Raw genomic sequence first — 24531 nt, 5'->3', positions numbered from 1 at the left:
TGGTGACCGGCTCGGCATCGAACCCGCTCGAAGCCCTGTGACCTGCTCATAGGCGCTTCGCCAGGGGGACGGATCGGACGTCGTGGCGGCAACGGGAAGCATTCGGCGCAGGTCGGCTGTGATTCAATCGTTACCTATTGCGCCGTAACGGTGCAGGTCGGTGGGCCGGCGCCATATTGTTGCGCCCGTCACATCGTACGGGCATCAATGTGCCGAGGGTGAGCATATCCCCACGCTCGGCCACTCCGGCGGTCGTGGCCCCGATCGGGTGACAATCCCGGCCGCAGGCCCCTGACCGGGCGTTCGGGTGATGACGGTGACGCCGCCGCTGGCGTAATCAGGAGACCTGACGGGGAAGGCAGGTCGGCATTGAGTGGGTGGCATTCATCGGGAGGACTCGCTCCGGCGGTACCCCTTGCGGGCGGCTTGGTGAGCTCCGGCGCCCGGCCCGGGGGCGGGGCGGTCGTGGACCGGGCGGTCGGGCTGCTCGCCGGGCGCACGCGGTGCCGCCTGATCGAGGCCCACCGGCACCTGCTGCAGATGGCCGCCGACGAGGGCCGCCTGCTCGCCGACGTCGCCCGCGACGTGATCGCCCTGCTCGACCCGCCCGAGGCCACCGGCGGCCCCGCGCTGCGGCTCCCGGTGCCGCCGCCACCCGACGCCGTCCAGCTGCGCCGCTCGGAGCCCTGGCCGGCGCTGGTCCAGGCCGTCCTCGACGCGCTGCCCGGCAACGCGGCCCTGCTCCTTCCGGTACGCGACGCGAGCGGCCGCCTCGTCGACCTGGAGTACGCCGCCACCACGCCCGGCGCGATCGCCTCCGACGGCACCCTGAGCCGCGAGCTGATCGGCCGCCGGCTGGCCGCCCAGTTCCCCGAGGAGCTCGACGGCGCGCGCTGGCGGCTCTTCGACCGCGTGCTGCGCACCGGGGAGCCGGCCGAGACCGGCCCGTTCACCTCGCGCGAGGGCCGCTACACGATCCGGGCGCACCGGCTGGGCGCGGCGCTGCTGGCCACCTGGGACCGCCTCGACGTCGCCCCGGCCGAGGACGCCCGCATCGCCGCCACCGAGCGCCTCGGCAACCTCGGCTGGGGCGAATGGGACCTGGTCAGCGGCGACATCCGGTGGTCGGCGCAGCTCTACCGGATCTACGGGCGCGACCCTGCCCTGGGCCCGATGCCGCACGCGGAGTCGGAGGCACTCATCGTCCCCGAGGACCGCCCGTTGCACGCCGCGGTCACCGAGGCGTTCGCCCGCGGCGAGCAGATCGACATGACCGTCCGCATCCGCGTCGGCGATCAGATCAAGCACGTGCACGCGGTCATCGACGCCCTCCGCGACACCGCCGGCAAGCCCCTGCGCCTCTTCGGCATCGTCCAGGACGTCACCGCCCGCGAGACCGCCGCCCTGCGCCTCGCCGAGGTCGAACGCCAGCTCGCCGAGCAGCGCCGCTCCGCCGCGGCCGAGCACGAGGTCGCCACCCGGCTGCGGCAGGTGATCCTGCCGATCCCCGAGGAGCCCCTGCCGCTGCCCGGGCTCAAGGTCGCCGTCCGCTACCTGCCCGCCGCCCGCGACGACCTGGTCGGCGGCGACTGGTACCACGCGGCCGCCCAGCGCGACGGCTCGGTGCTGCTGGCCGTGGGCGACGTGGCCGGCCACGGCACCCCGGCCGCCACGATGATGGCCCAGCTGCGCCACTCCCTGCGCGCCCTGGCGGTCACCACCGGCGATCCCGCCGAGCTGCTCACCCGCCTCAACCGCCTGGTGGCCGACCTGGCCGCCGAGAGCGAGCTCCCGGAGACCACCGCCACGGCCGTGGTCGCCCGCTACGATCCCGCCCGCCGGCGGCTGGTCTGGGCCCAGGCCGGCCACCCGCCGCCCCTGCTGCACCGCGCCGGGCGCACGGCCCCGCTGCCCCGCCCGTCCGGCCCCATCCTCGGCGTCCTCGACGACGCCCGCTACGAGGCCGCGGTCCTCGACCTGCGCCTCGGCGACGTCCTGCTCTGCTACACCGACGGCCTGGTCGAGCACCGCCACCGCGGCCCGGACGACGGCCTCGCCGAGGTTCGCCGCACCATGGACGAGGCGGTCGCCGCCGATCCCCGGCGCCCCCTGCAGGAGCTGCTGGGCCGCCTGCGCCGCGCCAACCCCGCCGACGACACCTGCCTGCTCGCCCTGCGGCCGATCACGGACGAGACCCGCGACCTGCGCGGCTTCCTGCGCTCGCCGCGGGCCGGCGGGTAGCCGGGCGGGCCGTCAGAGCGGGCGGCGGTACTCGAGCAGGTCCGGGTGGGGCGGGAAGGGCTCGCGGGTGACCCGGCCGGTGGCGCGCCAGCCGCGGCGCTCGTAGAAGCGGCGGGCGCGGTGGTTCTCGCGCATGACTTGCAGCGTGGCGTACGGCATCCCGGCCGCGGCGAGGCGGGGGAGCAGCTGGTCGTGCAGCTCGGCCGCCAGGCCGGTGCCCCACGCCGGGACCGCCGTGCCGAAGTGCAGGAGCTCGTTGCCGCGCAGCGCCGCGAAGCCGCGGATCTCCTCCGCGGTGACGAGCACGTCGACGGCCGGATCGGCGAGTTCGGCCTCCCACGCGGCGCGGAGCTCGGCACGCGGATACGGGTACTCGGCCGGCGGGAAGATGTGGGCGAACCCCGCCAGGGCGCCCTCCTCCTGGACGGCGAGCAGCCCGGGCAGGTCGGCCGGCGTGGCGGGGCGGAGCAGCATGACTGCAGGGTATGGAACGATCACGGCATGGCTTCGTACGAGGTGTCGCTCGTGGTGCTCGTCAACGGCGACGGCGCGGTGCTGCTGCAACACCGCGACGAGCACGCGCCCACGGCACCGGAGAAGTGGAGCCTGCCCGGCGGGCGCATCGAGGCGGGCGAGACCCCGCTCGAGGCGGCGCACCGGGAGCTGCGCGAGGAGACCGGGCTGACGGCAGGCGAGCTGCGTCCCCTGTGGAGCGGCCCCCGCCCGTACGAGCACGGCTTCCCGCACGACGTCACGTTCCACGCCTTCGGGGCGGTGACGGACGCGACGCAGGAGGACGTGGTGCTCGGGGAGGGGCGGGCGATGGTGTTCGTACCCCGGGACGAGGTCTGGGACCGCGACCTGGCGGCGACCACCGCCCGCCTCCTGCCCCGGCTGCTGCCCCGCCTGCTGCCGGCCGGGCCCCAGGTGTCGTGCGTGTTCGTGTGCCACGACGGCGCCGGCAAGATCCTGCTCGCCCGCCGCTCGCCCGGCGCACGCGACGAGCCGGGCGCCTGGGACACGGGGGCCGGCGCCCTCGAGTTCGGCGAGACCTTCGAGCAGGCGGTCACCCGCGAGGTCACCGAGGAGTACGCCGCCACCCCGCACGACATCCGCCTGCTGGGCGTCCGCAATGTCCTGCGCCCCGGCTCCCACTGGGTCGCCCTGGTCTTCGCCGCGACCGTCGACCCGGCCGCGGTGGCGATCGGCGAGCCGCACAAGTTCGACGAGCTGGGCTGGTTCACGCCGGAGGACCTCCCGTCGCCCCTGCACAGCCAGCTCCCCGCGACGCTGGAGCTCTTCACCCCCTGACCCGGTGCTCTGCTCGACGACGCGCGTGCGCGGGGCGTACCAGTTCCGGCGGCGGAAAAATCCGACGTATGGGACGGGGGCGAGCGGGTACGCGCCGGGGATGTCGCGCTACGGTGACGGGATCGCGTCGCTGGCCGTGCCGCTGACCGGGGCCGGGGATCTGGACCGGCTGGTCGAGCGGGCGGCGGGCTGCCGGGTGGTCATGCTGGGGGAGGCCAGCCACGGCACGCACGAGTTCTATCGGTGGCGGGCGCTGGTCACGCGGCGGCTGATCGAGGAGCTCGGGTTCTCGTTCGTCGCCGTCGAGGGGGACTGGCCGGACTGTGCGCGGGTGGATGCCGCCGTGCGCGGGCTGCCCGGGGCGCCGGCGGATCCGCGGGAGGCTCTGCACGCGTACGACCGGTGGCCCACCTGGATGTGGGCGAACGAGGAGTGCGTGGACTTCGCCCGGTGGCTGCGCGACTGGAACCGGACGGCATCGGCCGGCTTCCACGGCCTCGACGTCTATTCGCTGTGGGAGTCGATGCGGGCGATCCTGGTCTACCTGCGGGAGCACGACCCGGCGGCGGTCGGGGAGGCGCTCGCCGCGTACAAGTGCTTCGAGCCCTTCGCCGAGGACCCGCAGGCGTACGCGTGGGCGACCCGCTTCGTCGGCGCGAGCTGCGAGCCCGCGGTCGTCGAGCTGCTGACCAGCATGCGGACCGCCGGCGACCTCGGGGTCCGGCAGAACGCCGAGATCGTGGCGGGCGCCGAGAGCTACTACCGGGCCATGGTCCAGGGCGGTCCCCGGGCGTGGAACGTGCGGGACCACCACATGGACGACACCCTCGCCCGGCTGCTCGACCACCACGGGCCCGGGTCGAAGGCCGTGGTGTGGGCGCACAACACCCACGTCGGCGACTCCCGGGCCACCGATCAGGCGGCGCACGGCGAGGTGACGATCGGCGAGCTGGCCCGGCAGCGCTACGGTCCCGGACAGGTGCTCCTGGTCGGCATGGGCACCCACCGCGGCACCGTCGTCGCCGCGCCGCGCTGGGGCGACCCGATGGAGGTCATGGGCGTGCCGCCCGCCCGCCCCGGCTCGCTCGAGGACGTCCTGCACGCCACGGCGCCGCCGCGGGCGCTGTTCCTGCTGCCGGAGGACCTGACCGAGGAGGTCGCCCACCGCGCGATCGGCGTCGTCTACCGGCCCGAGCGGGAGCGCTGGGGCAACTACGTGCCGACGGTGCTGGGGAAGCGCTACGACGCGTTCCTGTGGTTCGACGAGACGACCGCGGTGCGCCCGCTGCACCCCGCCAGGGTGGACACCCACGAGCTGGAGACGTACCCGTCGGGCGTGTGATTCAGAGCAGGCCGGGGACCAGGCCCGCGCCCACCAGGGTGAGGAGGCGGTGGATCTGCGGGCGGGCGCCCGTGGTGCGCAGGCGCCCGCCGGCCGTACGCCCGGTGTCCACGATGAGCTCGCACGCGGACGCGTCGGCGAAGCGCAGCCCGGCCAGGTCGATCGTGACCGGTCCGGCGTCCTCGATCAGGTGCCGCAGCAGGGCGGCCAGGGCGTCGCGGTTGGACAGGTCCGCCTCGCCGGTGAGCCGCAGGACGGCCGGCGTCCGGGCCATGCGCAGCCGGGGCTCGTGCTCCGGGCCGCGGGCCGTGACGGTGGCCGGGTGTGCGCGGGAGACGTCGGCCAGCAGGTCGCCGGGGCAGCGGCGCCGGTCGTAGAGGCAGATCGCCATGCCGAAGCCGTCGGCGACCAGGCGGTTGAGGCGGCGCTCGAACCAGCCGACCCGGTCGGCGCCGGGGACCGGGCCGGCCGCCCAGCTCATGTCGCCCAGGACGCGCAGGCCGGCGTACCCCTCGCGGCGGGCCTGGCGCATCGCCGCCGCCCAGCGCTCGCAGGTCCGCTCGGGGTCGAAGTGGCCGCGGCTCAGGTGGGCGGCGGCCGCGGCGGCGACCCGGAGGCGGCCGGTGGTCACGTGCTCCGCCACGTCGATGCCGTCCGCGGCGAGGCCGGCGAGGGCCGCGTCGCGCCCGGCCGGACCGGTGAACCACAGGATCTTGTGATGGTCGCGCAGGCCGGCCCGGACGTGGGCCGCGGCGACCCGGCGCTGCTCGTCGTCGTCGGCGTGCGTCCAGCAGACGTGGTCCCCGGGCCGAAGCCGGCCGAGCGGCGAAGCGTCCATGCGTCGTCCCCCGAGCGTGATCCCCGCCCGAGCGGCGGCATGGCCGTAGATTACGCAGCCCGGACCGTGATCGGCGGCACAGACACCCTATGGGGTGAGCAGCGCCAGCACCGCGCCCCCGGCCAGCCCGCCCGCGACCACGACGCCGGCCGTCGCGGCGGTCACCTTCCAGCCGAGGGTGCGAACGACCAGCACGGCGCCCGGGATGCTGACCGCGGGAAGGGTGATCAGCAGCGCGCCGGCCGCGCCCAGGGACAGCCCGGCCAGCGCGAGACCCTGGACGATCGGGATCTCGCCCGCCGTCGGGATCACCATGGCCGTCCCCACGACCGCCGCGGCCAGCACGGCCAGGACGCCCGCCGACGCGGCGCTCAGCGGGAACAGCCAGCCGCGGAACGCCCCGACCAGCATGACGACCACCAGGTACTCGGGGACGATCAGCAGCAGCGGCAGCCACCCGCGCCGGCCTTCGGGCGGCGGCGGGGGCGTCGCGGTGCCCGGGACGAACCGGTCGACCAGGGCGGCGCCGGCGATCACGACCAGCGCGCCGACGAGCAGGCGGGTGGCGCCCCACTGCCACGGGGCGACCAGGAAGAGGAAGATCAGGACCGCCGGGTTGAGCAGGGGATTGCCCAGCCAGTACGCGACGACGGCCGAGACCGGCACGCCAGTGCGCCGCAGCGTGACGGCGACCGGCGCCGAGCAGCACGCGCACATCATGGACGGCGTGGCCGCCAGCCCGCCGGCCATCGCACTGCCCACGCGCGAGCGCCGGGAGAGCACCCGCAGCAGCCAGGCGCGGGGCACGAGCGCCTGCACCGCCACGCTGATCAGCAGGGCGGCGACGAGGGCCTTCCAGACCGCCTTCGTGTACGCCCCCGTGAAGCTGGTCGCCGCGGACCACGACGGCGGGTCGCCGGGCTCGACGCCGCCCACGCCGAGGATGCCGCTGCCCGTCCACTCGTGGCTGCCGCCGAGCTCGACGGCCCGGGCCTGGTAGGGCAGCCACTTCGCCCACAGCAGCACGGCCACGGCGATGACGGCGAAGATCAGGAAACCGGACACCGCGGTCGTACGGGAACGAAGCACCGGGCGACCGTAACAGCGGCACCGCGGGGCCGCTCGCCGTGCGGGGGCGTACGGGAGGGCGTATGTTGATCTCGTGGGCGTCAAGACGTGGATCGAGGGCTGGCCGGTCTACCGGCAGCTGACCGGCACCGACCCGCTGGGCCGGGGTGCCGCGGCGCAGTCCGCCCGGTCGAAGTCGCTGACCGCGCGCACCGAGACCGCCGACTCCGTGGCGAAGTCGGTGTGTCCCTACTGCGCGGTCGGCTGTGGCCAGCGGGTGTTCGTGAAGGACGGCGAGGTCGTCCAGATCGAGGGCGACCCGGACAGCCCGATCTCCAAGGGCCGCTTGTGTCCCAAGGGCTCGGCCAGCAAGAGCCTGGTCACCAGCGACCGCCGGCAGCGCAAGGTGCTCTACCGCCGGCCGTACGGCAAGGATTGGGAAGAGCTCGACCTCGACACCGCGATGGAGATGATCGCGGACCGGGTGCTCGCCGCGCGCGAGGAGACCTGGGAGGACGTCGACGCCGACGGGCGTCCGCTCAACCGCACGCTGGGCATCTCGAGCCTGGGCGGCGCCACGCTGGACAACGAAGAGAACTACGTCATCAAGAAGCTCTTCACCGCGATGGGCGCCATTCAGATCGAGAACCAGGCGCGTATTTGACACTCCGCCACCGTCCCCGGTCTGGGGACCTCGTTCGGCCGCGGCGGGGCCACCAACTTCCTCCAGGACCTGGAGTACGCCGACTGCATCGTGATCCAGGGCTCGAACATGGCCGAGGCGCACCCGGTCGGCTTCCAGTACGTCGTGGAGGCCAAGAAGCGGGGCGCCAAGGTCATCCACATCGACCCGCGGTTCACGCGGACCAGCGCGCTCGCGCACACCTACGTGCCCGTGCGGGCCGGTGCCGACATCGCCTTCCTGGGCGGCGTCATCAACTACATCCTCGGCAACGAGAAGGACTTCCGGGAGTACGTGCTCGCGTACACCAACGCGGCGATGCTCGTGCACGAGGGCTTCCAGGACACCGAGGACCTCGACGGGCTGTTCTCCGGCTACGACGACGAGCTCAAGGCGTACGACCAGAGCACCTGGCAGTACGCCGGCCAGGGCGAGGAGGGCCAGGAGGAGGGCGCCTCGCACGTCGACCGGGAGACCGCCTCGGGCCTCGAGCAGGAGTCGCACGGCCCGCCGATCCCCGCGGACGTGCCGCGTGACGACACGCTGCAGGACCCGCGCTGCGTCTACCAGGTGCTCAAGCGGCACTACGCCCGCTACACGCCCGAGGTCGTCGAGCGCCTCTGCGGCGTGCCCCAGGACAAGTTCCTGGAGGTCTGCGAGGCGTGGACGAGCAACTCGGGCCGGGAGAAGACGACCGCGCTGGTCTACTCGGTGGGCTGGACCCAGCACAGCGTCGGCGTGCAGTACATCCGGGCCGGCGCGATCATCCAGCTGCTGCTGGGCAACATGGGCCGGCCGGGCGGCGGCGTGATGGCGCTGCGCGGGCACGCCAGCATCCAGGGCTCCACGGACATCCCGACGCTGTTCAACCTGCTGCCCGGCTACCTGCCGATGCCGCACCACGAGCAGCACGAGACGTACTCGAAGTGGATCGACTCGATCCGGCACCCGGGGCAGAAGGGCTTCTGGGCCAACGCCGAGGCGTACGCGGCGAGCCTGCTCAAGGCGTACTTCGGCGACGCCGCGACGAAGGACAACGACTTCGGCTACGGGTGGTTGCCGCGGCTGACCGGAGACCACGGCACGTACCGGCAGGTCCTCGACATGATCGACGGGAAGATCAAGGGCTACTTCCTGCTCGGCCAGAACCCGGCGGTCGGCTCGGCGCACGGCCGCGCCCAGCGCCTGGGCATGGCCAACCTGGACTGGCTCGTGGTCCGCGACCTGTTCCTGATCGAGAGCGCGACGTTCTGGAAGGACGGCCCGGAGGTCGCCACCGGGGAGATCGACCCCGCCACGTGCAAGACCGAGGTGTTCTTCATGCCCGCGGCCTCGCATGTGGAGAAGGAGGGCACGTTCACCCAGACGCAGCGCATGCTGCAGTGGCGGGAGAAGGCCGTCGAGCCGGCCGGCGACTGCCGCTCCGAGCTGTGGTTCTTCTACCACCTGGGCCGGATCATGAAGGAGCGCCTCGCGCAGTCGACGCTGCCGCGCGACCAGGGCCTGCTCAACCTCACCTGGGACTACCTGCCCGAGGGCGAGACGGAGGAGCCCTCCGGCGAGCTGGTGCTCCAGGAGATCAACGGCTACGACCTGGCGACCGGCAGGCTGCTGTCGTCGTTCACGGAGATGAAGCCGGACGGGTCGACGAGCGGCGGCTGCTGGATCTACACCGGCGTCTACAAGGACGGCGTGAACCAGGCCGCCCGCCGCAAGCCGCGCACCGAGCAGGACTGGGTGGCCCGCGAGTGGGGCTGGGCGTGGCCCGCCGACCGGCGCACCCTCTACAACCGCGCGTCGGCCGACCCCGAGGGCAGGCCGTGGTCGGAGAAGAAGAAGTACGTGTGGTGGGACGAGGAGGCCGGCGAGTGGACCGGCTACGACGTGCCCGACTTCGAGAAGACCAAGCCGCCGTCCTACCGGCCGCCGGAGGGCGCGTCGGGCGTCGAGGCGATCTCCGGTGACGACGCGTTCATCATGCAGGGCGACGGCAAGGGCTGGCTCTACGCGCCCAGCGGGCTGATCGACGGCCCGATGCCGACGCACTACGAGCCCGCCGAGTCGGGGGTGCGCAACCCGCTCTACGACCAGCAGGCCAACCCGACGCGGAAGGTCTACGACCGCTCGGACAACCTGACCAACCCGAGCCCGCCCGAGCAGCACAGCGAGGTCTACCCGTACGTCTTCAGCACCAGCCGCCTCACCGAGCATCACACCGCCGGGGGCATGAGCCGGCAGCTCGCGTACCTGTCGGAGCTGCAGCCGGAGATGTTCGTCGAGGTGTCGCCGGCGCTCGCGGCGGAGCGTGGCCTGGAGCACCTGGGCTGGGCGACGATCGTGACCGCGCGGTCGGCGATCGAGGCACGGGTGATGGTGACCGACCGGATGCGGCCGCTGCGCATCGAGGACAGGATCGTGCACCAGGTGTGGCTGCCCTACCACTGGGGACACGAGGGCCTGGTCACCGGGGACCCGGCCAACGACCTCATCGGCATCACCCTGGACCCGAACGTGCTCATCCAGGAGAGCAAGGTCGGCACCTGCGACGTCCGGGCGGGGCGCCGGCCGACCGGTGCGGAGCTGACCGCCTATGTGCAGAGCTTCCGCGACCGGGCCGGCCTCGCGCCGGACCACAAGCAGCCGATGACGACCGTGGATCAGGCGACCTTGGACGCGTCGGGCGCCGCCGAGGGTGAGGAAAGCTAGTGGCCGGGCCGAACAGCTTCTACGGGCCGCTGGACCCGGCGCCCGACGCGGGATACGTCGACGCGCCGCCGCGGATGGGCTTCTTCACCGACACGAGCGTCTGCATCGGGTGCAAGGCGTGCGAGGTCGCGTGCAAGGAGTGGAACGCGGTCCCGGACGACGGGTTCGACCTGCTCGGCCAGTCGTACGACAACACGGGCGGCCTCACCGCGAACAGCTGGCGGCACGTCGCCTTCATCGAGCAGCCGGGCCGCCCGTCGTCCGGCGGCTGCGGCTCGGGCTCGCCGGGCGGCGGCTGCGGCTGCTCGTCCGGCGCGTCGGGGCAGGCCACCACCACGCCAGGTGCCTTCGCCGGCCTCCCCTCCGGCCCGCCGGCCAGTGCGCATGCCGCGGCGGTGGCCTCCCAGACCGTTCCCGACACGGGTACGGAGCCCGGGGTGGGCCCGGCCTTCGACGCGCTCGCGGCGGCGGCCACCACCGCCTCGGTGCTGGACAACTCGCAGTTCCTGGGCATGCCCGGCTCGGATCTTCCGGGGCGCACGTCCGAGGCGCCGCGCGAGGACTTCCGCTGGCTGATGATGTCCAACGTGTGCAAGCACTGCACGCACGCGGGCTGCCTGGACGTGTGCCCGACCGGCGCGCTGTTCCGCACCGAGTTCGGCACGGTGGTCGTGCAGTCCGACATCTGCAACGGGTGCGGCTACTGCGTGCCCGCGTGCCCGTACGGGGTCATCGACCGCCGCCAGGACGACGGCCGCGCGTGGAAGTGCACCCTCTGCTACGACCGCATCGGCGACGGCCTCACCCCCGCCTGCGCCAAGGCGTGCCCGACCGAGTCCATCCAGTACGGCGAGCTGGACGAGCTCCGCGAGCGCGCCGCGCGCCGCGTCGCCACCCTGCAGGAGCAGGGGGTGACCGAGGCCCGGCTGTACGGCAACGACCCGGGCGACGGCGTCGGCGGCGACGGGGCGTTCTTCCTGCTCCTCGACGAGCCCGAGGTCTACGGCCTCCCGCCCGACCCGATCGTCACCACCCGCGACCTGCCCGCCATGTACAAGCGCGCCGGCCTGGCCGCCCTCGCCATGGCCGCCACCGCGGTCGTCTCGTTCCTCGGGAGCCGTTCATGAGCACCGTCCCGGACCGGCGCCAGTCCTCCCGCCGTCGCGACGGGGGAGCCACCTCGTCGCGGCGGCGCGGCGACCGCTCGATGGTGCCGCCCGCCGACTTCCGCTCCTACTACGGCCGCCCGGTCGTCAAGCCGGCGCCGTGGCACCACGACATCCCGGCGTACCTGTTCACCGGCGGCCTCGCCGCGGGCTCGTCCCTGCTCGCCGCGGGCGGAGCCGCCACCGGCCGCCCGGCCCTGCGCCGCGCCGGCCGCGTGACCGCGCTGGGCGCCGTGGCCGCCAGCGGCTACTTCCTGATCAACGACCTCGGCCGCCCGGAGCGCTTCATCAACATGCTCCGCGTCGCCAAGCCGACGTCCCCCATGTCCATGGGCACCTGGATCTTCAGCGCCTTCGCCGCGGGCGCCGGCGTCGCGGGCGTCGCCGAGGCGGCCCCCATGCTCCCCGAGTCGCTCCGCCGGCTCCTCACCCCGCTGGGCACCGCCGGCGGATACGCGGCCGCGGCCACGGCGCCGGCCCTGGCCACCTACACGGCGGTCCTGCTCGCCGACACGGCCACCCCGAGCTGGCACGAGCCCTACCCCGACCTGCCCTTCCTCTTCGCCGGCAGCGCCCTCGCCAGCGGCGCCGCCGTCGGCCTCATCGCCGCCCCGACCGCCGAGACCGCCCCCGCCCGCCGCCTCGCCGTCGCCGGCGCCGCCCTCGAACTCGCCGCCGGCCACCGCGTCGAAAACGCCTACGGCCTGGTCAGCGAGCCCTTCCACCAGGGCAAGGCGGGCACCCTGATGAAGGCCGCCCGCCTCCTCACCGCCGCCGGCGGCGTGGGCGCCCTCCTCGGCCGCCGCAGCCGAACCGTGTCGGTCCTGTCCGGCCTCGCCCTGCTGGCCGGCTCGGTCGCGACCCGCTTCGGCGTCTTCGAGGCCGGCCTCGCCTCCGCCCGCGACCCGAAGTACACGGTGATCCCGCAGCGCGAGCGCCTGGCCGCCCGAGGCCCGGCCGACGCCCCCAAGGAAACCCCCGTCGACACCCCTCCTCCCGCGGGCCCGCTCGCTCCCGGGGCCTGACCCCGGTCAGGTCCGGACTCTTCCTCCGGCGGGTCCGCTCGCTCCCGGCGCCTGACCCCGGTCAGCCCCGGGTGAGGTGGTCGCGGCTGGTGCGGTCCTTCGCCGCGGCCGCGCCGATGGCCCACTACGGCGCCGCCAAGGCCGCCCTCAACACCTATGGCAAGGCGCTCGCCGCCGAGCTCGGCCCGGCCGGCATCCGCGTCACCACGGTCATCCCCGGCAACGTGTTCTCCCCGGGCGCCGACCCGATCCGCCGGCACCTCGCCGACGCGGCCGGCATCTCGCTCGCCGATGTCACGGCGGGCATCCCACTGGGCCGGATCGGGGACCCGCGCGACGTCGGCGAGGCCGTCGCCTACCTCGTATCGGACCGGGCCCAGTGGGTCACCGGGGCGACCCTGGTCGTCGACGGCGGCGAGCTCCCCGTCATCCAGTGACGAGCCGGTCAGGGCACCGCCGGGCCCGGAGGATCGTTCCGGGGCGCGGCGGTCAGCGGTCGAGGAGGGCCCGGTCCCAGGCGGCGAGGTCGGCGGCTGCCGCGTAGGTCGACTCGAGGAAGGCGGTCAGGGCGGCCTCCGGGTCGGGGGAGTCCGCCACGATCTCGTACGGCAGGAGGAACTCGCGCATGTCCTTGTCGTAGTGCGCGCCGGGCGGGCTCACGGGCTCGCCGGGGTAGCCGGGCGGCTCCGGGTAGGCGTACGCGTAGAAGGCGCCCTCCGCCCCGCCGCCCGGCCAGAAGCCGAAGCTCGCGAGCTCGTGCGAGTAGCCCTCGCGCATCACCGACGGCGGGCAGTTCGGCGCGCCGCCGGGGTGGGGCGGGGCCGTGCGGCCGGAGAAGCGGGTGTGGGCCAGGTCCATCGCGCCCCAGAAGAAGTGAACCGGGCTGGCCTTGCCGACGAAGCCGGTGCGGAACCGCTCGAACACCCGGGCCACGTGCGCCAGCTGCTGCCAGAAGGCCCGGGCGGCGGCGCCGTCGTAGTCGCGGTGCACGTCGTCCCCGGCGAACGGGATCGCCGGGTCCACCTCGTTGGGCACGGCGTGGAGCTCCGGTTCGATGCCGAGCGAGGCCAGCGCCGCCATCGTCTCGCGGTAGAAGGCGGCGACGGTCTTCGGGGCGAGGGACACCGATCGGGTGCGGCCGTCGTCCGTACGGATGTGGAGCTGGTGGTCGAGGAAGTCGAACTCCATCTCGACCAGCCCGCCCGGGTGCGGGACCGCGGAGGTCGTCAGCCCGCGCGCGCTCACGTAGAAGGTGACGTGCCACCAATGGTTGACCGCCGGGGCGTACGCCATGCGGACCTTCCCCACGATCTGCGTCCACATGTGCAGGGTGTCGCGCGTGGCCGTCCAGTCCTCCGTCCGCAGGCGCGGCCACGCCATCATCGGACCTCGAGGGTGCGGCCGTCGGGGCGTGCGGGCAGCAGCTCGCCGATCACCGGGTGGCCGGGAATCTCGCCCGCGACGAGCAGCCCGCCCGACGTCTGGGCGTCGGCGAGCAGGAGCAGCTCGTCCTCGGCCACGCTCCCGGCGTCGAGGTGCGGGCGGACCCAGTCGAGATTGCGCCGGGTGCCGCCGCTCACGAAGCCGTCGGCCAGGGCCTGACGAGCACCTTCCAGGTACGGCACCGCGGCGCTGTCGACCCGCGCGGTCACCCCGCTCGCGCGCGCCAGCTTGTGCAGATGCCCGAGCAGCCCGAACCCCGTCACGTCGGTGGCGCACACGGCCCCGGCGGCGAGCGCGGCCTCGGACGCCGCCCGGTTGAGCCGCGTCATGGCGGCCACGGCCTGCGGGAAGACCTCGCCCGTGCTCTTGTGGCGGCTGTTGAGCACGCCGATGCCGAGCGGCTTGGTCAGCGTCAGCGGCACCCCGGCCACCCCGGCGTCGTTGCGCAGCAGCCGCTCCGGGTCGCCGACGCCCGTGACGGCCATGCCGTACTTGGGCTCGGGGTCGTCGACACTGTGCCCGCCGGCGACGTGACACCCCGCCTCGCGCCCGACGTCGAGCCCCCCGCGCAGCACCTCGGCGGCCAGCTCCATCGGCAGCAGGTCACGCGGCCACGCCAGCAGGTTGACGGCGACGACCGGGACGCCGCCCATCGCGTACACGTCGGAGAGGGCGTTGGCGGCGGCGATGCGCCCCCAGTCGTACGGGTCGTCGACCACGGGCGTGAAGAAGTCGGCCGTCGCGATCACCGCCGTGCCGGCCGCGAGCCGCACCACGGCCGCGTCGTCGCCATCGTCGAGGCCGACCAGCAGCTCGCCGGGCCCCTGCGGCAGGTCGCCGCCGGTCAGCCCCGCCACCACGGCCTCCAGCTCGCCGGGCGGAATCTTGCAGGCGCAGCCGCCGCCGTGCGCGTACTGGGTGAGCCGTCGCATCTCCGTCGCAGTCACCCTTGCACTGTGCCACGCGGGCGGCCGGACAGCCTCCCGGGGCGGGCCGAATGCGATCTTCGTACGGTTCCGCCCGCCCTCGCCGGGTCGGCGCGAACGGGTCGGACACGCTCGGCCGTACGGTGGGTGTCCGCAGCTCAGCCCGCATGCGAGAGTCCCGGCGTGGATGATGCGATCGAGGCCTACACGACCGGCCATGCCGACGGCGCCGCCCGTCAGCCCGACGCCGCCCGGGCCACCGACCCGGCCACCGGCGCCGACTACCGCACCGGCGTCGTCGACGGCAGCGTCGCCGCCTTCGAAACCGAACTCCTCGACAAGATCCGCCGCCTCATGCGCGGCGACCGCGGCTGACAGCTCTCCCGGCGCTGTCCGACTGCGGACGTGAGCACCGCTTCCCCGGCACTGTCGGCTCCGGCCGTGAGCACCGCGCCGCCCGGGCCCCGCGGAGTGCGCGCTAGGGTGATCGGCGGAGGCGTTCAGGTGGCTGGTGCCCCTCGCGGTCTTCAAAATCGTTGTGACCCGGCATCCGGGTCAGGCGGGTTCGATTCCCGTCCGCCTCCGCCACCACCAGCAGGCATCGCCCGCCGGGCTCAGGGCCGGGCGGGGACGGGTGCCGGGGTCTTGACGGCGCCCAGGCGGAGCAGGGTCGTCACCCGCCGGGCGCCGATGCGGGGCAGGGTGCGGAGCAGGTCCTGCAGCTCGCGGGCGTCGGCCGCGGCGATGTGGAGCAGAACGTCGTCGGCCCCGGCGATGGCGTCGGCCCGCAGCACGGCGGGGATAGCGGCCAGGGCCTCGGTGAGCCGTTGCTCGGCGGCGTCGGAGTGCTCGCTCAGCAGCCCAGCCCCGGTGCGGCCGTCACCTTGCTGGGCACCGTGGCCATCGCCGTCCAGATCCTGCTCATCGGCCGGTTCGCCGGGACCGTCGACCTGCGGCTGGTGACCGTCGTCCAGCTCGCGGTCTGCTCGGTGCTGGCCTCGGCCGTCCGCCCGATGACCGGCGAGCGCCTGCCTGCCCCGTCGTGGTCGCTCGCGGCGATCGTGGCGGCCTTCGGGCTGGTCACTGCGGGCGTCCAGGTCGCGATGAACTGGGCGCAGCGTTCGGTCCCGCCGACCCGTGCCACCGTGCTCTACGCCGGGGAACCGGTGTGGGCGGCGCTGTGGGGGCACCTGGCCGGGGAGCGGCTGACCGCCCCGGCGCTGTGCGGAGGGGCGCTGGTCGTCGCCGCTGTGCTGATCTCGGCACTGGGGAAGCGGCGGGTGAACACCGGGTGAAGGTTGGCCCGGCGGCCCGGCGGACCGGGACGAAACCGGCGTCTGCGTGTGCCACTCTGGCCCGTCCGCGGAATCTTGACCGCGGCGGTCAAGGAGGAGAGGTCCGGGTGGCGAGACGCGTTTTTGTGCATGTGGGGGCGCCCAAGACGGGGAGCACCTTCGTGCAGAACGTGCTGTGGGGCAACGCCGGGGCGCTGCGCTCCGCCGGGATCCTGCTGCCCGGCGGCACGTGGAAGGCGCACGACCAGGCCATGATGGACCTGCGCCAGGTGTCGTGGCGGGACCCCGGCGCCACCTGGACGTGGGACGCTCTGGTGCGGGAGGCGGCGGCCTTCGACGGGGACCTGGTCATCACGAACGAGGGGCTCGGCGGGGCGACGGCGGAGCAGGCCGGGCGGGCCGTCGCGAGCCTGGCGCCGGCCGAGGTGCATGTCGTGGTGGTGGGGCGGGACCTGGGGCGGACGCTGCCGTCGATGTGGCAGGAGAGCATCCGGTCGCGGGGGCTGTGGAGCTTCGGGGAGTTCCTGAGGGCGATCGAGTCGGGCCGGCACGACGCCTTCTGGAACCATACGGCCACGCGGATGCTGCGCACCTGGGGCGATCATGTGCCGGCCGAGCGGCGGCACTTCGTCACCGTGCCGCCGGCCGGGGCGCCGCGGCTGCTGCTGTGGGAGCGGTTCGCCGGGGTGCTGGGGATCGCCGACGGGTTGTGCGAGATCACCGAGGACACGGCGAACCTGTCGCTGGGGGCCGCCGAGATCGAGCTGCTGCGCCGGTTGAACCATCGGCTCGGCGATCGCTATCCGCACCGGATGCCGTACCGGAAGGTGGTGTTGCGGCATCTGGTCAATCCGGTGCTCAAGGCCGCGCCCAACTCGCTGCGGTACGGCGTCGGGCCCGACCGCGCCGGCTGGCTGGCCGAGGTGTCGGAGCAGCACGTGCGGGAGCTGGCCGGCTATCCGTGCCAGGTGGCCGGTGACCTCGCGGAGCTGGAGCCGGCGCCGCCGCGGGACGGCATGACCGAGCCGGACGCGCTCACCGACGCGCAGCTGCTCGACACGGCGCTGGACACGATCATCGGGATGCTGGGCTACACCGACAAGGTCAGCGAGCGGGCGGACCGGCCCGAGGTGCCCGTGCTGACGCGGATCAAGCGGCGGGTGGCCCGTGAGGTGCGGCAGGGGCTGACCGTACGCCGCGGTTAGGGTGGAGGCGTGGATCCGCGCCGCCTCGTACCCCGTACCGATGCCGTCCTGGCCGACCCCCGCCTGGCCGCGGCCGCCGGACGGCTCGGACGGGCCACGGTGAAGGCGGCGGTGGTCGCCGCGCAGCAGCGCGCCCGGGCCGGGGAGATCGATCCCGGTCAGGTCGCGGAGCAGGCCCTCGCGGTGCTGCCGCCGACCGCCGCCGGGCTGCGCTCGGTGCTCAACGCGACCGGCGTGGTCCTGCACACCAACCTGGGCCGGGCCGCGCTGTCCGAGGCGGCCGTGCACGCGGTCGCCGAGGCCGGCGGGCACACCGACGTCGAGCTGGACCTGGCCACCGGCCGCCGGGCCAAGCGGGGCCGTGACGCCCTGGGCGCGCTCGCCGCCGCGGTGCCGGACGCGGGCGACGTGCACGTGGTCAACAACGGTGCCGCCGCCCTGGTGCTGGCCGCGACGGCCCTGGCCGCGGGCCGCGAGATCATCGTGAGCCGCGGGGAGATGGTCGAGATCGGGGACGGGTTCCGGCTGCCCGACCTGCTGCAGTCCACCGGCGCCCGGCTGCGCGAGGTGGGCACGACCAACCGGACGTCGCCCGCCGACTACGCCGCGGCGATCGGCCCGGACACCGGCTTCATCCTCAAGGTCCACCCGTCCAACTTCGTCGTCCGCGGCTTCACGAGCGCGACCGACATTGCGGAGTTGTCTGACCTGCCCGCGCCGGTCGTGGTGGACATCGGCTCCGGACTGCTCGCCCCGGACCCGCTGCTGCCCGACGAACCGGATGCCGCGACGACGTTGCGCAACGGCGCCGATCTGGTCATCGCGAGCGGGGACAAGCTGCTCGGCGGGCCGCAGGCGGGGCTGCTCCTGGGCGGTGCCGATCTCGTACACCAGCTGCGCCGGCACCCCCTCGCCCGCGCCCTGCGGGTCGACAAGCTCACGCTCGCCGCGTTGCACGCGACCCTGACGGGTCCGGAAACCCCGACGTGGCAAGCTCTGCGGTTCCCTCCCGCCGATCTGCTGGTACGAAGCCAAGCCGCGCACACCGCCCTCACCGCGGCCGGGGTCGAGGCCGAGGTCGTCCCGGCCGTGGCGGTCGTCGGCGGCGGTGGCGCGCCCGAGCTGGAGCTCCCGTCCCACGCCCTGGCCCTGTCCGACAAGTACGCCGAGCCGCTCCGCACCGGCACACCCCCCGTCGTCGGGCGGGTCGAGCGGGGCCGCCTGCTGCTGGACCTGCGCTGTGTTCCCCTCGCCCGTGACGCCGAGCTGATCGCCGCGGTAATCGCGGTCGCAGGCCGCTGACGTGCACGTCCTCGCCACCGCCGGGCACGTCGACCACGGCAAGTCCACCCTGGTCCGTGCGCTGACCGGCATGGAGCCCGACCGCTGGGCCGAGGAACGCCGCCGGGGCATGACCATCGACCTCGGCTTCGCCTGGACGACGCTGACGCCCGGGGGGACGGTGGCGTTCGTCGACGTGCCCGGGCACGAGCGCTTCGTGCCGAACATGCTCGCCGGCATCGGCCCGGTCCCCGCCGCCATGATCGTCGTCGCCGCGGACGAGGGCTGGATGCCCCAGTCCGCGGAGCATCTGGCGGCGCTGGACGCGCTGGGCGTACGTCATGGGTTGCTCGTCGTGACCCGCAGCGACCTCGCCGATCCCGCCCTGGCGATCGAGGAGGCCCGGCTCGAGCTGACGCCGACCGGCCTGCGCGAGGTCGAGGCGGTGGCGGTGAGCGCGGTCACCGGCGCGGGCCTCGACGACCTGCGGGCCGCCCTCGGCCGGCTCGTCGCGGGGTTGCCGGACGAGGTCCCCGGCCCGGTGCGGCTCTGGATCGACCGATCGTTCACGGTCAAGGGCGCCGGCACGGTCGTCACCGGCACGCTCGGCGCCGGCCGCCTGGGCGCCGGGGACGAGCTGGAGCTGACCGGCCATCCCCGCACCGTCCGCGTCAAGGGCCTGCAGAGCCTCGGCGCCGCGGTGGACACGATCGCCGCCCCCGCCCGGGTCGCCGTCAACCTGCGCGGCCTCGCCAAGGAGGAGGTGAGCCGCGGCGAAGCCCTGCTCACCCCGGGACAGTTCCTGCTCACCGACCTGCTCGACGTCCGCGTGCACGGCGACCCCGTGGCGGACCTGCCGGCAACGCTGACCTTCCACATCGGCTCGGCCGCCGTCCCCGCGCGGGTGCGGCCCCTCGGCAAGGACACCGCCCGCCTGCGCCTCGCCCGCCCCCTCCCGCTCCGCCTCGGCGACCGCGCCCTGCTCCGCGACCCGGGCCGCCACCACGTCGCCGGCGGCGTGACCGTTCTCGACGTGGTCCCGCCCGGCCTCTCCCGCCGCGGGGCGGCCGCCGCCCGCGCCGACGTCCTGGCCGGCCTCGACGGCACCCCCGACCTCCCCGGCGAGCTGCGGCGGCGCAAGCTGGCCCGCCGCGCCGACCTGGCCCGCACCGGCGTACCCACCGACGAAGTCTCCCCGGTCGCCGGCGACTGGCTGGCCGACCCGGCCCACTGGGCGTCCCTCCGCGACCGCCTCGCCGCCGAGGTGGCCCGGCACGCCGCCGACAACCCCCTCGAACCGGGCGCCCCGGTCGAAGCCCTGCGCCACCGCCTCGCCCTCCCGGACCGCGCCCTCGTCGAAGCCCTGATCACCCCGCCGCTGGTCCTGCGCGCCGGCCGCGTCTCCACCGCCGACGCAGGCGCCCCGGCCGAACTCTCCGCCGCGGTCGACCAGGCCTTCGCCCCCCTCGCGGACCGCCCCTTCGCCGCCCCCGAAGCCAACGACCTCCGCCTGAGTCCGAAACAGATCGCCGCCGCCGCCCGCGCCGGCCTCCTGGTCCACCTGGGCGCGGGCGTGATCCTCCGCGCGACCGCTCCCGACGAGGCCGCCGCCGTCCTGGCCGCCCTGCCGCAACCCTTCACCCTCAGCGAAGCCCGCCAGGCCCTGGCCACCACCCGCCGCGTCGCCGTGCCGTTGCTCGGCCTCCTCGACACCCGGGGCCTGACCCGCCGCCTCCCCGACGACCGCCGCGAGGTCGTGCCCCGCTAACCCGCCCGCCCGCGGACGAGGGGCAGGAAGATCTCGTCGACGATCTCGATGAGGGCTTCGTCGGGGGCCGTCGGTTCGCCGCGGGTCACGTACTCGTTGCGCAGCAGCACGATTGGCGTGGTCGCCACGCGGGGGTGGAGGGCTTCGGGCGGGGCCTCGCCGCGGGCGACGGCGCGTTCGAGGACGGTCAGCCACAGCGCGGAGCCGGCGTCGGCAGAGCCCTCGCGGATCAGGGCGAGCAGCTCCGGGTCGTGGGCCGCGGCGGCGAGCAGGTCGCGCTGGACCGCGCCCAGCGGGGACGACCACTGCCGGTTGACGCGGCGCAGGAGCTCCAGGACGTCCTCGCGCAGGCTGCCCGTGTCCGGGATGTCGGTGAAGGCCACGGTCAGGCGGCGATAGGCGGCGACGCCGAGGGCCGCCCGCCCCGGCCAGCGGCGGTAGACGGCGTTCTTGTTGGTGCCCGCGCGCCGGGCGACTGCCTCCATCGTCAGGCCCGCGTAGCCCGCGGCGGTCAGCTCGTCGGCGGCGGCCTGCAGGATCGCGTCCTCCAGGGCGGCTCCGCGTCGTCGTCTCACCCGGCCCAGTTTATAGGGTACGGGCGGTACCCTTTTTAAGGTACGGCGCGTACCCTATGACGCATGCAGACGTACGGCATCACCTATGACACCGGCTGGACCCACGGGCCCGGCCCCACGACGCACGAGCCCTTCACGGCCGACACCGTGCGCGCCGACATGGCCGCCATCCGGGACCAGTTGCACTGCACGGCCGTACGCGTGACAGGGGGTCTGCCCGACCGCCTGGAGCTCGCCGCCCAGCTCGCGGCCGACGCCGGCCTGGAGGTCTGGTTCTCGCCCTTCACCAGCGACCAGAGCCTCGACGAGCTGCTCGCCACGCTCGCCGACTGTGCGGAGCGGGCGGAGCGCCTGCGTCGCACGGGTGCCGAGGTCGTCCTGGTCACCGGCGCCGAGCTGACCCTCTTCGCCCGCGGGTTCCTGCCCGGGGACACCCTCGACGAGCGGCTGGCCGGGCTCGGGGGCTTGACGCCGGAGACCCGGCAGCGGCTCAACGCGTTCCTCGCCGAGGCGGCCGCCACGGTCCGCAAGCACTTCGGCGGCCGGATCACCTACGCGGCGCTGCCGTCGGAGCGCATCGACTGGACGCCGTTCGACATCGTGGGCATGGACCTCTACCGGACCAGAGACAATGCCGACGTGTACGTCCACGCCCTGCGCGTCCTTACGGAGGTGGGCAAGCCGGTGGCCATCACCGAGTACGGCTGCACGACGATCCGCGGTGCCGCCGATCTCGGGGCGGAGGCGCTGACGCTCGTCGACTGGGACGGGCAGGTCGCGCGTGGCCTCACCGCCGACGTCGAGCGCGACGAGGAGGAGCAGGCGACCTATCTGCGAGAGCTGCTGGCGACCTTCGAGGAGGAGGGCGTGGCGGCGGCGTTCTGGTGCACCTTCGCGTCCCGCAACCTCCCGCACCGCCCGGACGCGGGCCGCGCCGACCTCGACAAGGCCTCGTTCGGGCTGGTCAAGGTCCTGGAGTCGGGGGAGTGGGAGCCCAAGGCCGCGTTCCACGCCCTGGCCGCTGCTACCGTCGCCCGGTGAAGATTGCCGCCGAGACCAGCTTGAGCAGGGCAGAGACCCGCGACCTGTACGAGTCCGTCGGCTGGGACGGCTACGTCGCCGACCTGGACACGCTCGTCCGCGGGCTCGCCGCCTCGCACACGCTGCTCACCGCCCGGGCGGACGACGGGCGCCTGCTCGGGCTCGCGCGCACGGTGTCCGACGGGGAGACCGTCTGCTACGTGCAGGACGTGCTCGTCCACCCGGACGCGCACCGGCAGGGCATCGGGCGCGCGCTGATGGAGGAGCTCAAGCGCCGGTACGCCCACTGCCGCTTCTTCGTCCTGTCCACCGACCGGGCCGGGACCGAGGGGGCGCGCACGTCGCACCCGTTCTACCGGTCGCTGGGGCTGATCCCGCACGAGGAGCAGGAGATGGCCGCGTTCGCCCTACCGATCGGCCGGCAGCAGCCCGCCGAGCAGTAGCTCGACCGACCGGTCGGCGTCCTCGGCGGCTGCCACCCCGCGGACCATGCTGAACAACAGCAGGACGTCGGCCGGGGCCAGGTCGGTGCGAATCAGCCCGCGGGCCTGGGCGGTGCGCAGCGGCGTGGTCAGCGCGGCGAGCAGGCGCTGCTCGTAGCGGCGGCGGGTGGGCGCGTCGAGGCGCTGCGCGAGCTGGACGAGGGGACGCATCGCGACCTGGCGGTGCAGCGCGTCGCCGAGCAGGTGCCGGAAGTCGACCGGCGCGGCGGCGCGGGCCGCGAGGGCGGCGAGCTCGTGGTCGATGACGGCGGCCGTGAGGGCGTACCGGTCGGGGAAGTGGCGGTAGAGCGTGGCCTGCCCGACGCCGGCGCGCCGGGCGACCGCGGCCATGAGGCCGGCCGGTCCGGGTCCGGTGAGGACCGCGCCCGCGGCGGCCACGATGGACTCGCGGTTGCGGCGGGCATCGCGGCGAAGGGGGGTCGGGGCGCCGTAGAGCATGGGGCACGCTCCCTCGGATCGGCCCCTCACGTTACCGGCCGGTAACGAGAATGTCATCATCTTCAATCTCTCGGAACCGCCGCCTACGGTCCCGCCATGAAACGCCTGCTGCTCGTCCTGCTGCTGGTCACCGCGGGCCTGGTGGTGCCCGCCCGCGCGGAGGCCGCGGCCCTGCGCTTCGTCGACATCCCCGGCGCCGGGGTCACGCTCAAGGCCAACGTCGCCACCCCCGCCGGCTCCGGACTGCATCCCGCGGTGGTCATGCCGTCCAGCTGGGGGCTCAACGACATCGAGTACGTGGCCCAGGCGCAAGCCCTGGCCGCCCGCGGCTACGTCGTCGTCTCCTACACGCCGCGCGGCTGGTGGCTGTCCGGCGGCGAGATCGACACCGCCGGGCCCCGGGACCTCGCCGACCTGTCCGCGGTCATCGACTGGGTGCTCGCGAACACGCCCGCGGACCCGGGTCGGATCGGGGCGGCCGGGGTGTCGTACGGGGCAGGAATCAGTCTCCTCGGGGCCGGCGCCGATCCCCGCATCCGCGCGGTGGGCGTGCTGAGCGGATGGACAGACCTGACTTCCTCCCTGTACGGGGACGACACGCGCCATCGTCAGGCCGCCGACCTGCTCGGGATCGCCGCGAGCACGCTCGGCCGCCCGGGCACCGACCTGAGCACCAAGCTCGCCGACTTCGCCGCCAACCGCAACGTCGACGAGGTGCAGGCGTGGGCCGACGAGCGCTCCGCCGCCACCCACCTGGCCGCGATCAATGCCAACCACCCCGCCGTGCTCATCGCGAACGCCTGGGGCGACTCGTTCTTCCCGCCCGGCCAGCTCACGTCCTTCTTCGGCGGCCTGACCGGGCCCAAGCGCCTCGAGCTGCGGCCGGGGGACCACGCCATCGCCGAGCTGACCGGCCTGCTCGGCCTGCCCAATGCGGTGTGGACGAGCCTGTACCGCTGGTTCGACCAGTACCTGGCCGGCGTCGGCACCGGCATCGACGACGAGCCGCCGGTGCAGCTGGTGCCCTGGAACGCGCCCGCCGAGCAGTACGCCAGCTGGCCGTCCTTCTCCGCCCGGGAGCTGCACCTGGGCCGCGCCGGACTGCTCGGCTCGCCCTCCGCGGAGGCGTGGACGAAGTCCCTGCCCACGGACAAGGACACGATCGCCGGGGGAGGGGTCGTCCTGCTCACCAACGGCGCGGCCGCCTTCACCGGTCAGCGGCCGAAGATCTGGCTCCCGGCTGTCGACCGCACCCGCGCCGGCGTGTGGGCCGCCGCCCGCCCGGCCACGGTCCAGCGCCTCCGCGGCTCCCCGCGCCTGCACCTCGCCCTGCGGAACACCCCGCCGACCGGCACGATCGTCGCCTACCTCTACGACCTCGACGCCCTGGGCACCGCCACCCTGATCACCCACGCCCCGGCTTCCTGGCTCGGCACCACGCCCGGCGACCGCACCCTCGACGTCGACCTCTGGCCCACCGCGTACGACGTGCCCGCCGGCCACTCGCTGACGCTGGTCGTGGACACGACGGACCCGCTCTACTACGACGAGAACGCCCCCGGCCGTACGATCACCGTCGCCACCGGCTCGCGCCTCGACGTGCCCATCCGGTGAGGCGTGGCGCACCGGTGACACGGGTGCGGTGACCGTGGTTACATCTGGCTGGCGGCGGAGACA

Annotated in this window: 23 protein-coding genes and 1 tRNA gene; 16 read left to right on the top strand and 8 right to left on the bottom strand. The window is 74.4% G+C overall.

All coding sequences use genetic code 11. The annotated features are described in order from the left end of the window. The first annotated feature begins 465 nt into the window (after positions 1 to 465). Complete coding sequence (locus RBH18_RS14900; protein ID WP_306208005.1) at positions 466 to 2241, top strand: SpoIIE family protein phosphatase; 1776 nt, start codon at positions 466 to 468, stop codon at positions 2239 to 2241. Between the two features lie 12 nt (positions 2242 to 2253). On the opposite strand, the gene RBH18_RS14895 is transcribed toward RBH18_RS14900, so the two are convergent. Further along, positions 2254 to 2715 carry a GNAT family N-acetyltransferase gene (locus tag RBH18_RS14895; RefSeq protein ID WP_306208003.1) on the bottom strand — a complete coding sequence of 154 codons (462 nt, stop codon included), beginning with the start codon at positions 2713 to 2715 and terminating at the stop codon, positions 2254 to 2256. Positions 2716 to 2742: 27 nt separating this feature from the next. On the opposite strand from RBH18_RS14895, the gene RBH18_RS14890 reads away from it, so the two are divergent. Both RBH18_RS14890 and RBH18_RS14885 read left to right on the top strand, forming a co-directional pair. Next, entirely contained in the window at positions 2743 to 3552 is an 810-nt protein-coding gene (locus RBH18_RS14890) for an NUDIX domain-containing protein (RefSeq protein ID WP_306208001.1), read from the top strand. Positions 3553 to 3652: 100 nt separating this feature from the next. Beyond that, on the top strand, positions 3653 to 4894 hold the full coding sequence (locus RBH18_RS14885; protein ID WP_306207999.1) for an erythromycin esterase family protein: 1242 nt from the start codon (positions 3653 to 3655) through the stop codon (positions 4892 to 4894). Position 4895: 1 nt separating this feature from the next. Here RBH18_RS14885 and RBH18_RS14880 read toward each other — a convergent pair whose 3' ends face one another. Further along, positions 4896 to 5732, bottom strand: a complete 837-nt coding sequence (locus RBH18_RS14880) for an MEDS domain-containing protein (RefSeq protein ID WP_306207997.1) — start codon at positions 5730 to 5732, stop codon at positions 4896 to 4898. Between the two features lie 87 nt (positions 5733 to 5819). After that, positions 5820 to 6821 (bottom strand): permease, encoded by a 1002-nt coding sequence (locus RBH18_RS14875; protein WP_306207995.1) that lies wholly within the window; start codon positions 6819 to 6821, stop codon positions 5820 to 5822. A gap of 73 nt (positions 6822 to 6894) precedes the next feature. Between RBH18_RS14875 and fdh the strand changes: the two genes are divergently transcribed. From fdh to RBH18_RS14855, 4 genes are all read left to right on the top strand, one after another. Then, positions 6895 to 10188: a formate dehydrogenase gene (fdh, locus tag RBH18_RS14870; protein ID WP_306207994.1), complete on the top strand. Its 3294-nt coding sequence runs from the start codon at positions 6895 to 6897 to the stop codon at positions 10186 to 10188. Further along, entirely contained in the window at positions 10188 to 11315 is a 1128-nt protein-coding gene (locus tag RBH18_RS14865) for a 4Fe-4S dicluster domain-containing protein (RefSeq protein ID WP_306207992.1), read from the top strand. Before fdh ends, RBH18_RS14865 begins: the two co-directional genes overlap by 1 nt. Beyond that, positions 11312 to 12379, top strand: coding sequence for an NrfD/PsrC family molybdoenzyme membrane anchor subunit (gene nrfD / locus RBH18_RS14860; RefSeq protein WP_372338917.1), 1068 nt, complete (start codon positions 11312 to 11314; stop codon positions 12377 to 12379). The genes RBH18_RS14865 and nrfD overlap by 4 nt, the downstream gene beginning before the upstream one ends. Before the next feature lie 89 nt (positions 12380 to 12468). After that, positions 12469 to 12816: an SDR family oxidoreductase gene (locus RBH18_RS14855; RefSeq protein WP_306207990.1), complete on the top strand. Its 348-nt coding sequence runs from the start codon at positions 12469 to 12471 to the stop codon at positions 12814 to 12816. Between the two features lie 52 nt (positions 12817 to 12868). Here the strand turns inward: RBH18_RS14855 and RBH18_RS14850 are convergent, their stop codons facing one another. Both RBH18_RS14850 and selD read right to left on the bottom strand, forming a co-directional pair. Beyond that, a complete protein-coding gene (locus RBH18_RS14850) occupies positions 12869 to 13759 on the bottom strand; it encodes a DUF5996 family protein (RefSeq protein ID WP_306207988.1) in 891 nt (296 codons plus the stop codon). Continuing rightward, positions 13759 to 14754, bottom strand: a complete 996-nt coding sequence (selD, locus tag RBH18_RS14845) for a selenide, water dikinase SelD (protein WP_306208027.1) — start codon at positions 14752 to 14754, stop codon at positions 13759 to 13761. Before selD ends, RBH18_RS14850 begins: the two co-directional genes overlap by 1 nt. A 177-nt stretch (positions 14755 to 14931) precedes the next feature. Here selD and RBH18_RS14840 point away from each other — a divergent pair, with 177 nt between their 5' ends. Then, positions 14932 to 15123: a hypothetical protein gene (locus RBH18_RS14840; protein WP_306207986.1), complete on the top strand. Its 192-nt coding sequence runs from the start codon at positions 14932 to 14934 to the stop codon at positions 15121 to 15123. A 117-nt stretch (positions 15124 to 15240) separates the two neighbouring features. Beyond that, positions 15241 to 15336: transfer RNA gene (locus RBH18_RS14835), tRNA-Sec, on the top strand. A gap of 26 nt (positions 15337 to 15362) precedes the next feature. Here RBH18_RS14835 and RBH18_RS14830 read toward each other — a convergent pair. After that, complete coding sequence (locus RBH18_RS14830) at positions 15363 to 15542, bottom strand: hypothetical protein (protein WP_306207984.1); 180 nt, start codon at positions 15540 to 15542, stop codon at positions 15363 to 15365. A 33-nt stretch (positions 15543 to 15575) separates the two neighbouring features. On the opposite strand from RBH18_RS14830, the gene RBH18_RS14825 reads away from it, so the two are divergent. The 4 genes from RBH18_RS14825 (at position 15576) to selB (ending at position 20297) form a co-directional block, all read left to right on the top strand. Next, positions 15576 to 16043: a DMT family transporter gene (locus tag RBH18_RS14825; RefSeq protein WP_306207982.1), complete on the top strand. Its 468-nt coding sequence runs from the start codon at positions 15576 to 15578 to the stop codon at positions 16041 to 16043. Positions 16044 to 16204: 161 nt separating this feature from the next. After that, positions 16205 to 17248 carry a hypothetical protein gene (locus RBH18_RS14820; RefSeq protein ID WP_306207981.1) on the top strand — a complete coding sequence of 348 codons (1044 nt, stop codon included), beginning with the start codon at positions 16205 to 16207 and terminating at the stop codon, positions 17246 to 17248. Positions 17249 to 17257: 9 nt separating this feature from the next. Next, positions 17258 to 18550, top strand: coding sequence for an L-seryl-tRNA(Sec) selenium transferase (selA, locus tag RBH18_RS14815; RefSeq protein WP_306207979.1), 1293 nt, complete (start codon positions 17258 to 17260; stop codon positions 18548 to 18550). Position 18551: 1 nt separating this feature from the next. Next, positions 18552 to 20297 carry a selenocysteine-specific translation elongation factor gene (gene selB, locus RBH18_RS14810; RefSeq protein WP_306207978.1) on the top strand — a complete coding sequence of 582 codons (1746 nt, stop codon included), beginning with the start codon at positions 18552 to 18554 and terminating at the stop codon, positions 20295 to 20297. On the opposite strand, the gene RBH18_RS14805 is transcribed toward selB, so the two are convergent. Continuing rightward, on the bottom strand, positions 20294 to 20872 hold the full coding sequence (locus tag RBH18_RS14805; RefSeq protein ID WP_306207977.1) for a TetR/AcrR family transcriptional regulator: 579 nt from the start codon (positions 20870 to 20872) through the stop codon (positions 20294 to 20296). The two genes, selB and RBH18_RS14805, sit on opposite strands and share 4 nt — an antisense overlap. A gap of 63 nt (positions 20873 to 20935) precedes the next feature. Here RBH18_RS14805 and RBH18_RS14800 point away from each other — a divergent pair, with 63 nt between their 5' ends. Next, positions 20936 to 21913: a hypothetical protein gene (locus RBH18_RS14800; protein WP_306207975.1), complete on the top strand. Its 978-nt coding sequence runs from the start codon at positions 20936 to 20938 to the stop codon at positions 21911 to 21913. Continuing rightward, positions 21910 to 22356 (top strand): GNAT family N-acetyltransferase, encoded by a 447-nt coding sequence (locus RBH18_RS14795; RefSeq protein ID WP_306207973.1) that lies wholly within the window; start codon positions 21910 to 21912, stop codon positions 22354 to 22356. Before RBH18_RS14800 ends, RBH18_RS14795 begins: the two co-directional genes overlap by 4 nt. Here RBH18_RS14795 and RBH18_RS14790 read toward each other — a convergent pair. Then, on the bottom strand, positions 22321 to 22854 hold the full coding sequence (locus RBH18_RS14790; RefSeq protein WP_306207972.1) for a TetR/AcrR family transcriptional regulator: 534 nt from the start codon (positions 22852 to 22854) through the stop codon (positions 22321 to 22323). The two genes, RBH18_RS14795 and RBH18_RS14790, sit on opposite strands and share 36 nt — an antisense overlap. Positions 22855 to 22950: 96 nt before the next feature. Here RBH18_RS14790 and RBH18_RS14785 point away from each other — a divergent pair, with 96 nt between their 5' ends. Continuing rightward, a complete protein-coding gene (locus RBH18_RS14785; RefSeq protein WP_306207970.1) occupies positions 22951 to 24468 on the top strand; it encodes a CocE/NonD family hydrolase in 1518 nt (505 codons plus the stop codon). Positions 24469 to 24531: the final 63 nt, after the last annotated feature.

Source organism: Actinoplanes oryzae (assembly GCF_030757795.1).
GTDB lineage: Bacteria > Actinomycetota > Actinomycetes > Mycobacteriales > Micromonosporaceae > Actinoplanes.
This window is presented reverse-complemented; position numbering and strand designations above follow the sequence as displayed.

Bases quoted from the DNA above. Each gene is read 5' to 3' on its own strand.
- RBH18_RS14895 (WP_306208003.1), bottom strand. From the start codon at position 2,715: ATGCTGCTCCGCCCCGCCACGCCGGCCGACCTGCCCGGGCTGCTCGCC.
- RBH18_RS14890 (WP_306208001.1), top strand. From the start codon at position 2,743: ATGGCTTCGTACGAGGTGTCGCTCGTGGTGCTCGTCAACGGCGACGGC.
- RBH18_RS14885 (WP_306207999.1), top strand. From the start codon at position 3,653: ATGTCGCGCTACGGTGACGGGATCGCGTCGCTGGCCGTGCCGCTGACC.
- RBH18_RS14880 (WP_306207997.1), bottom strand. From the start codon at position 5,732: ATGGACGCTTCGCCGCTCGGCCGGCTTCGGCCCGGGGACCACGTCTGC.
- nrfD (WP_372338917.1), top strand. From the start codon at position 11,312: ATGAGCACCGTCCCGGACCGGCGCCAGTCCTCCCGCCGTCGCGACGGG.
- RBH18_RS14850 (WP_306207988.1), bottom strand. From the start codon at position 13,759: ATGGCGTGGCCGCGCCTGCGGACGGAGGACTGGACGGCCACGCGCGAC.
- selD (WP_306208027.1), bottom strand. From the start codon at position 14,754: ATGCGACGGCTCACCCAGTACGCGCACGGCGGCGGCTGCGCCTGCAAG.
- RBH18_RS14800 (WP_306207975.1), top strand. From the start codon at position 20,936: ATGCAGACGTACGGCATCACCTATGACACCGGCTGGACCCACGGGCCC.
- RBH18_RS14790 (WP_306207972.1), bottom strand. From the start codon at position 22,854: ATGCTCTACGGCGCCCCGACCCCCCTTCGCCGCGATGCCCGCCGCAAC.
- RBH18_RS14785 (WP_306207970.1), top strand. From the start codon at position 22,951: ATGAAACGCCTGCTGCTCGTCCTGCTGCTGGTCACCGCGGGCCTGGTG.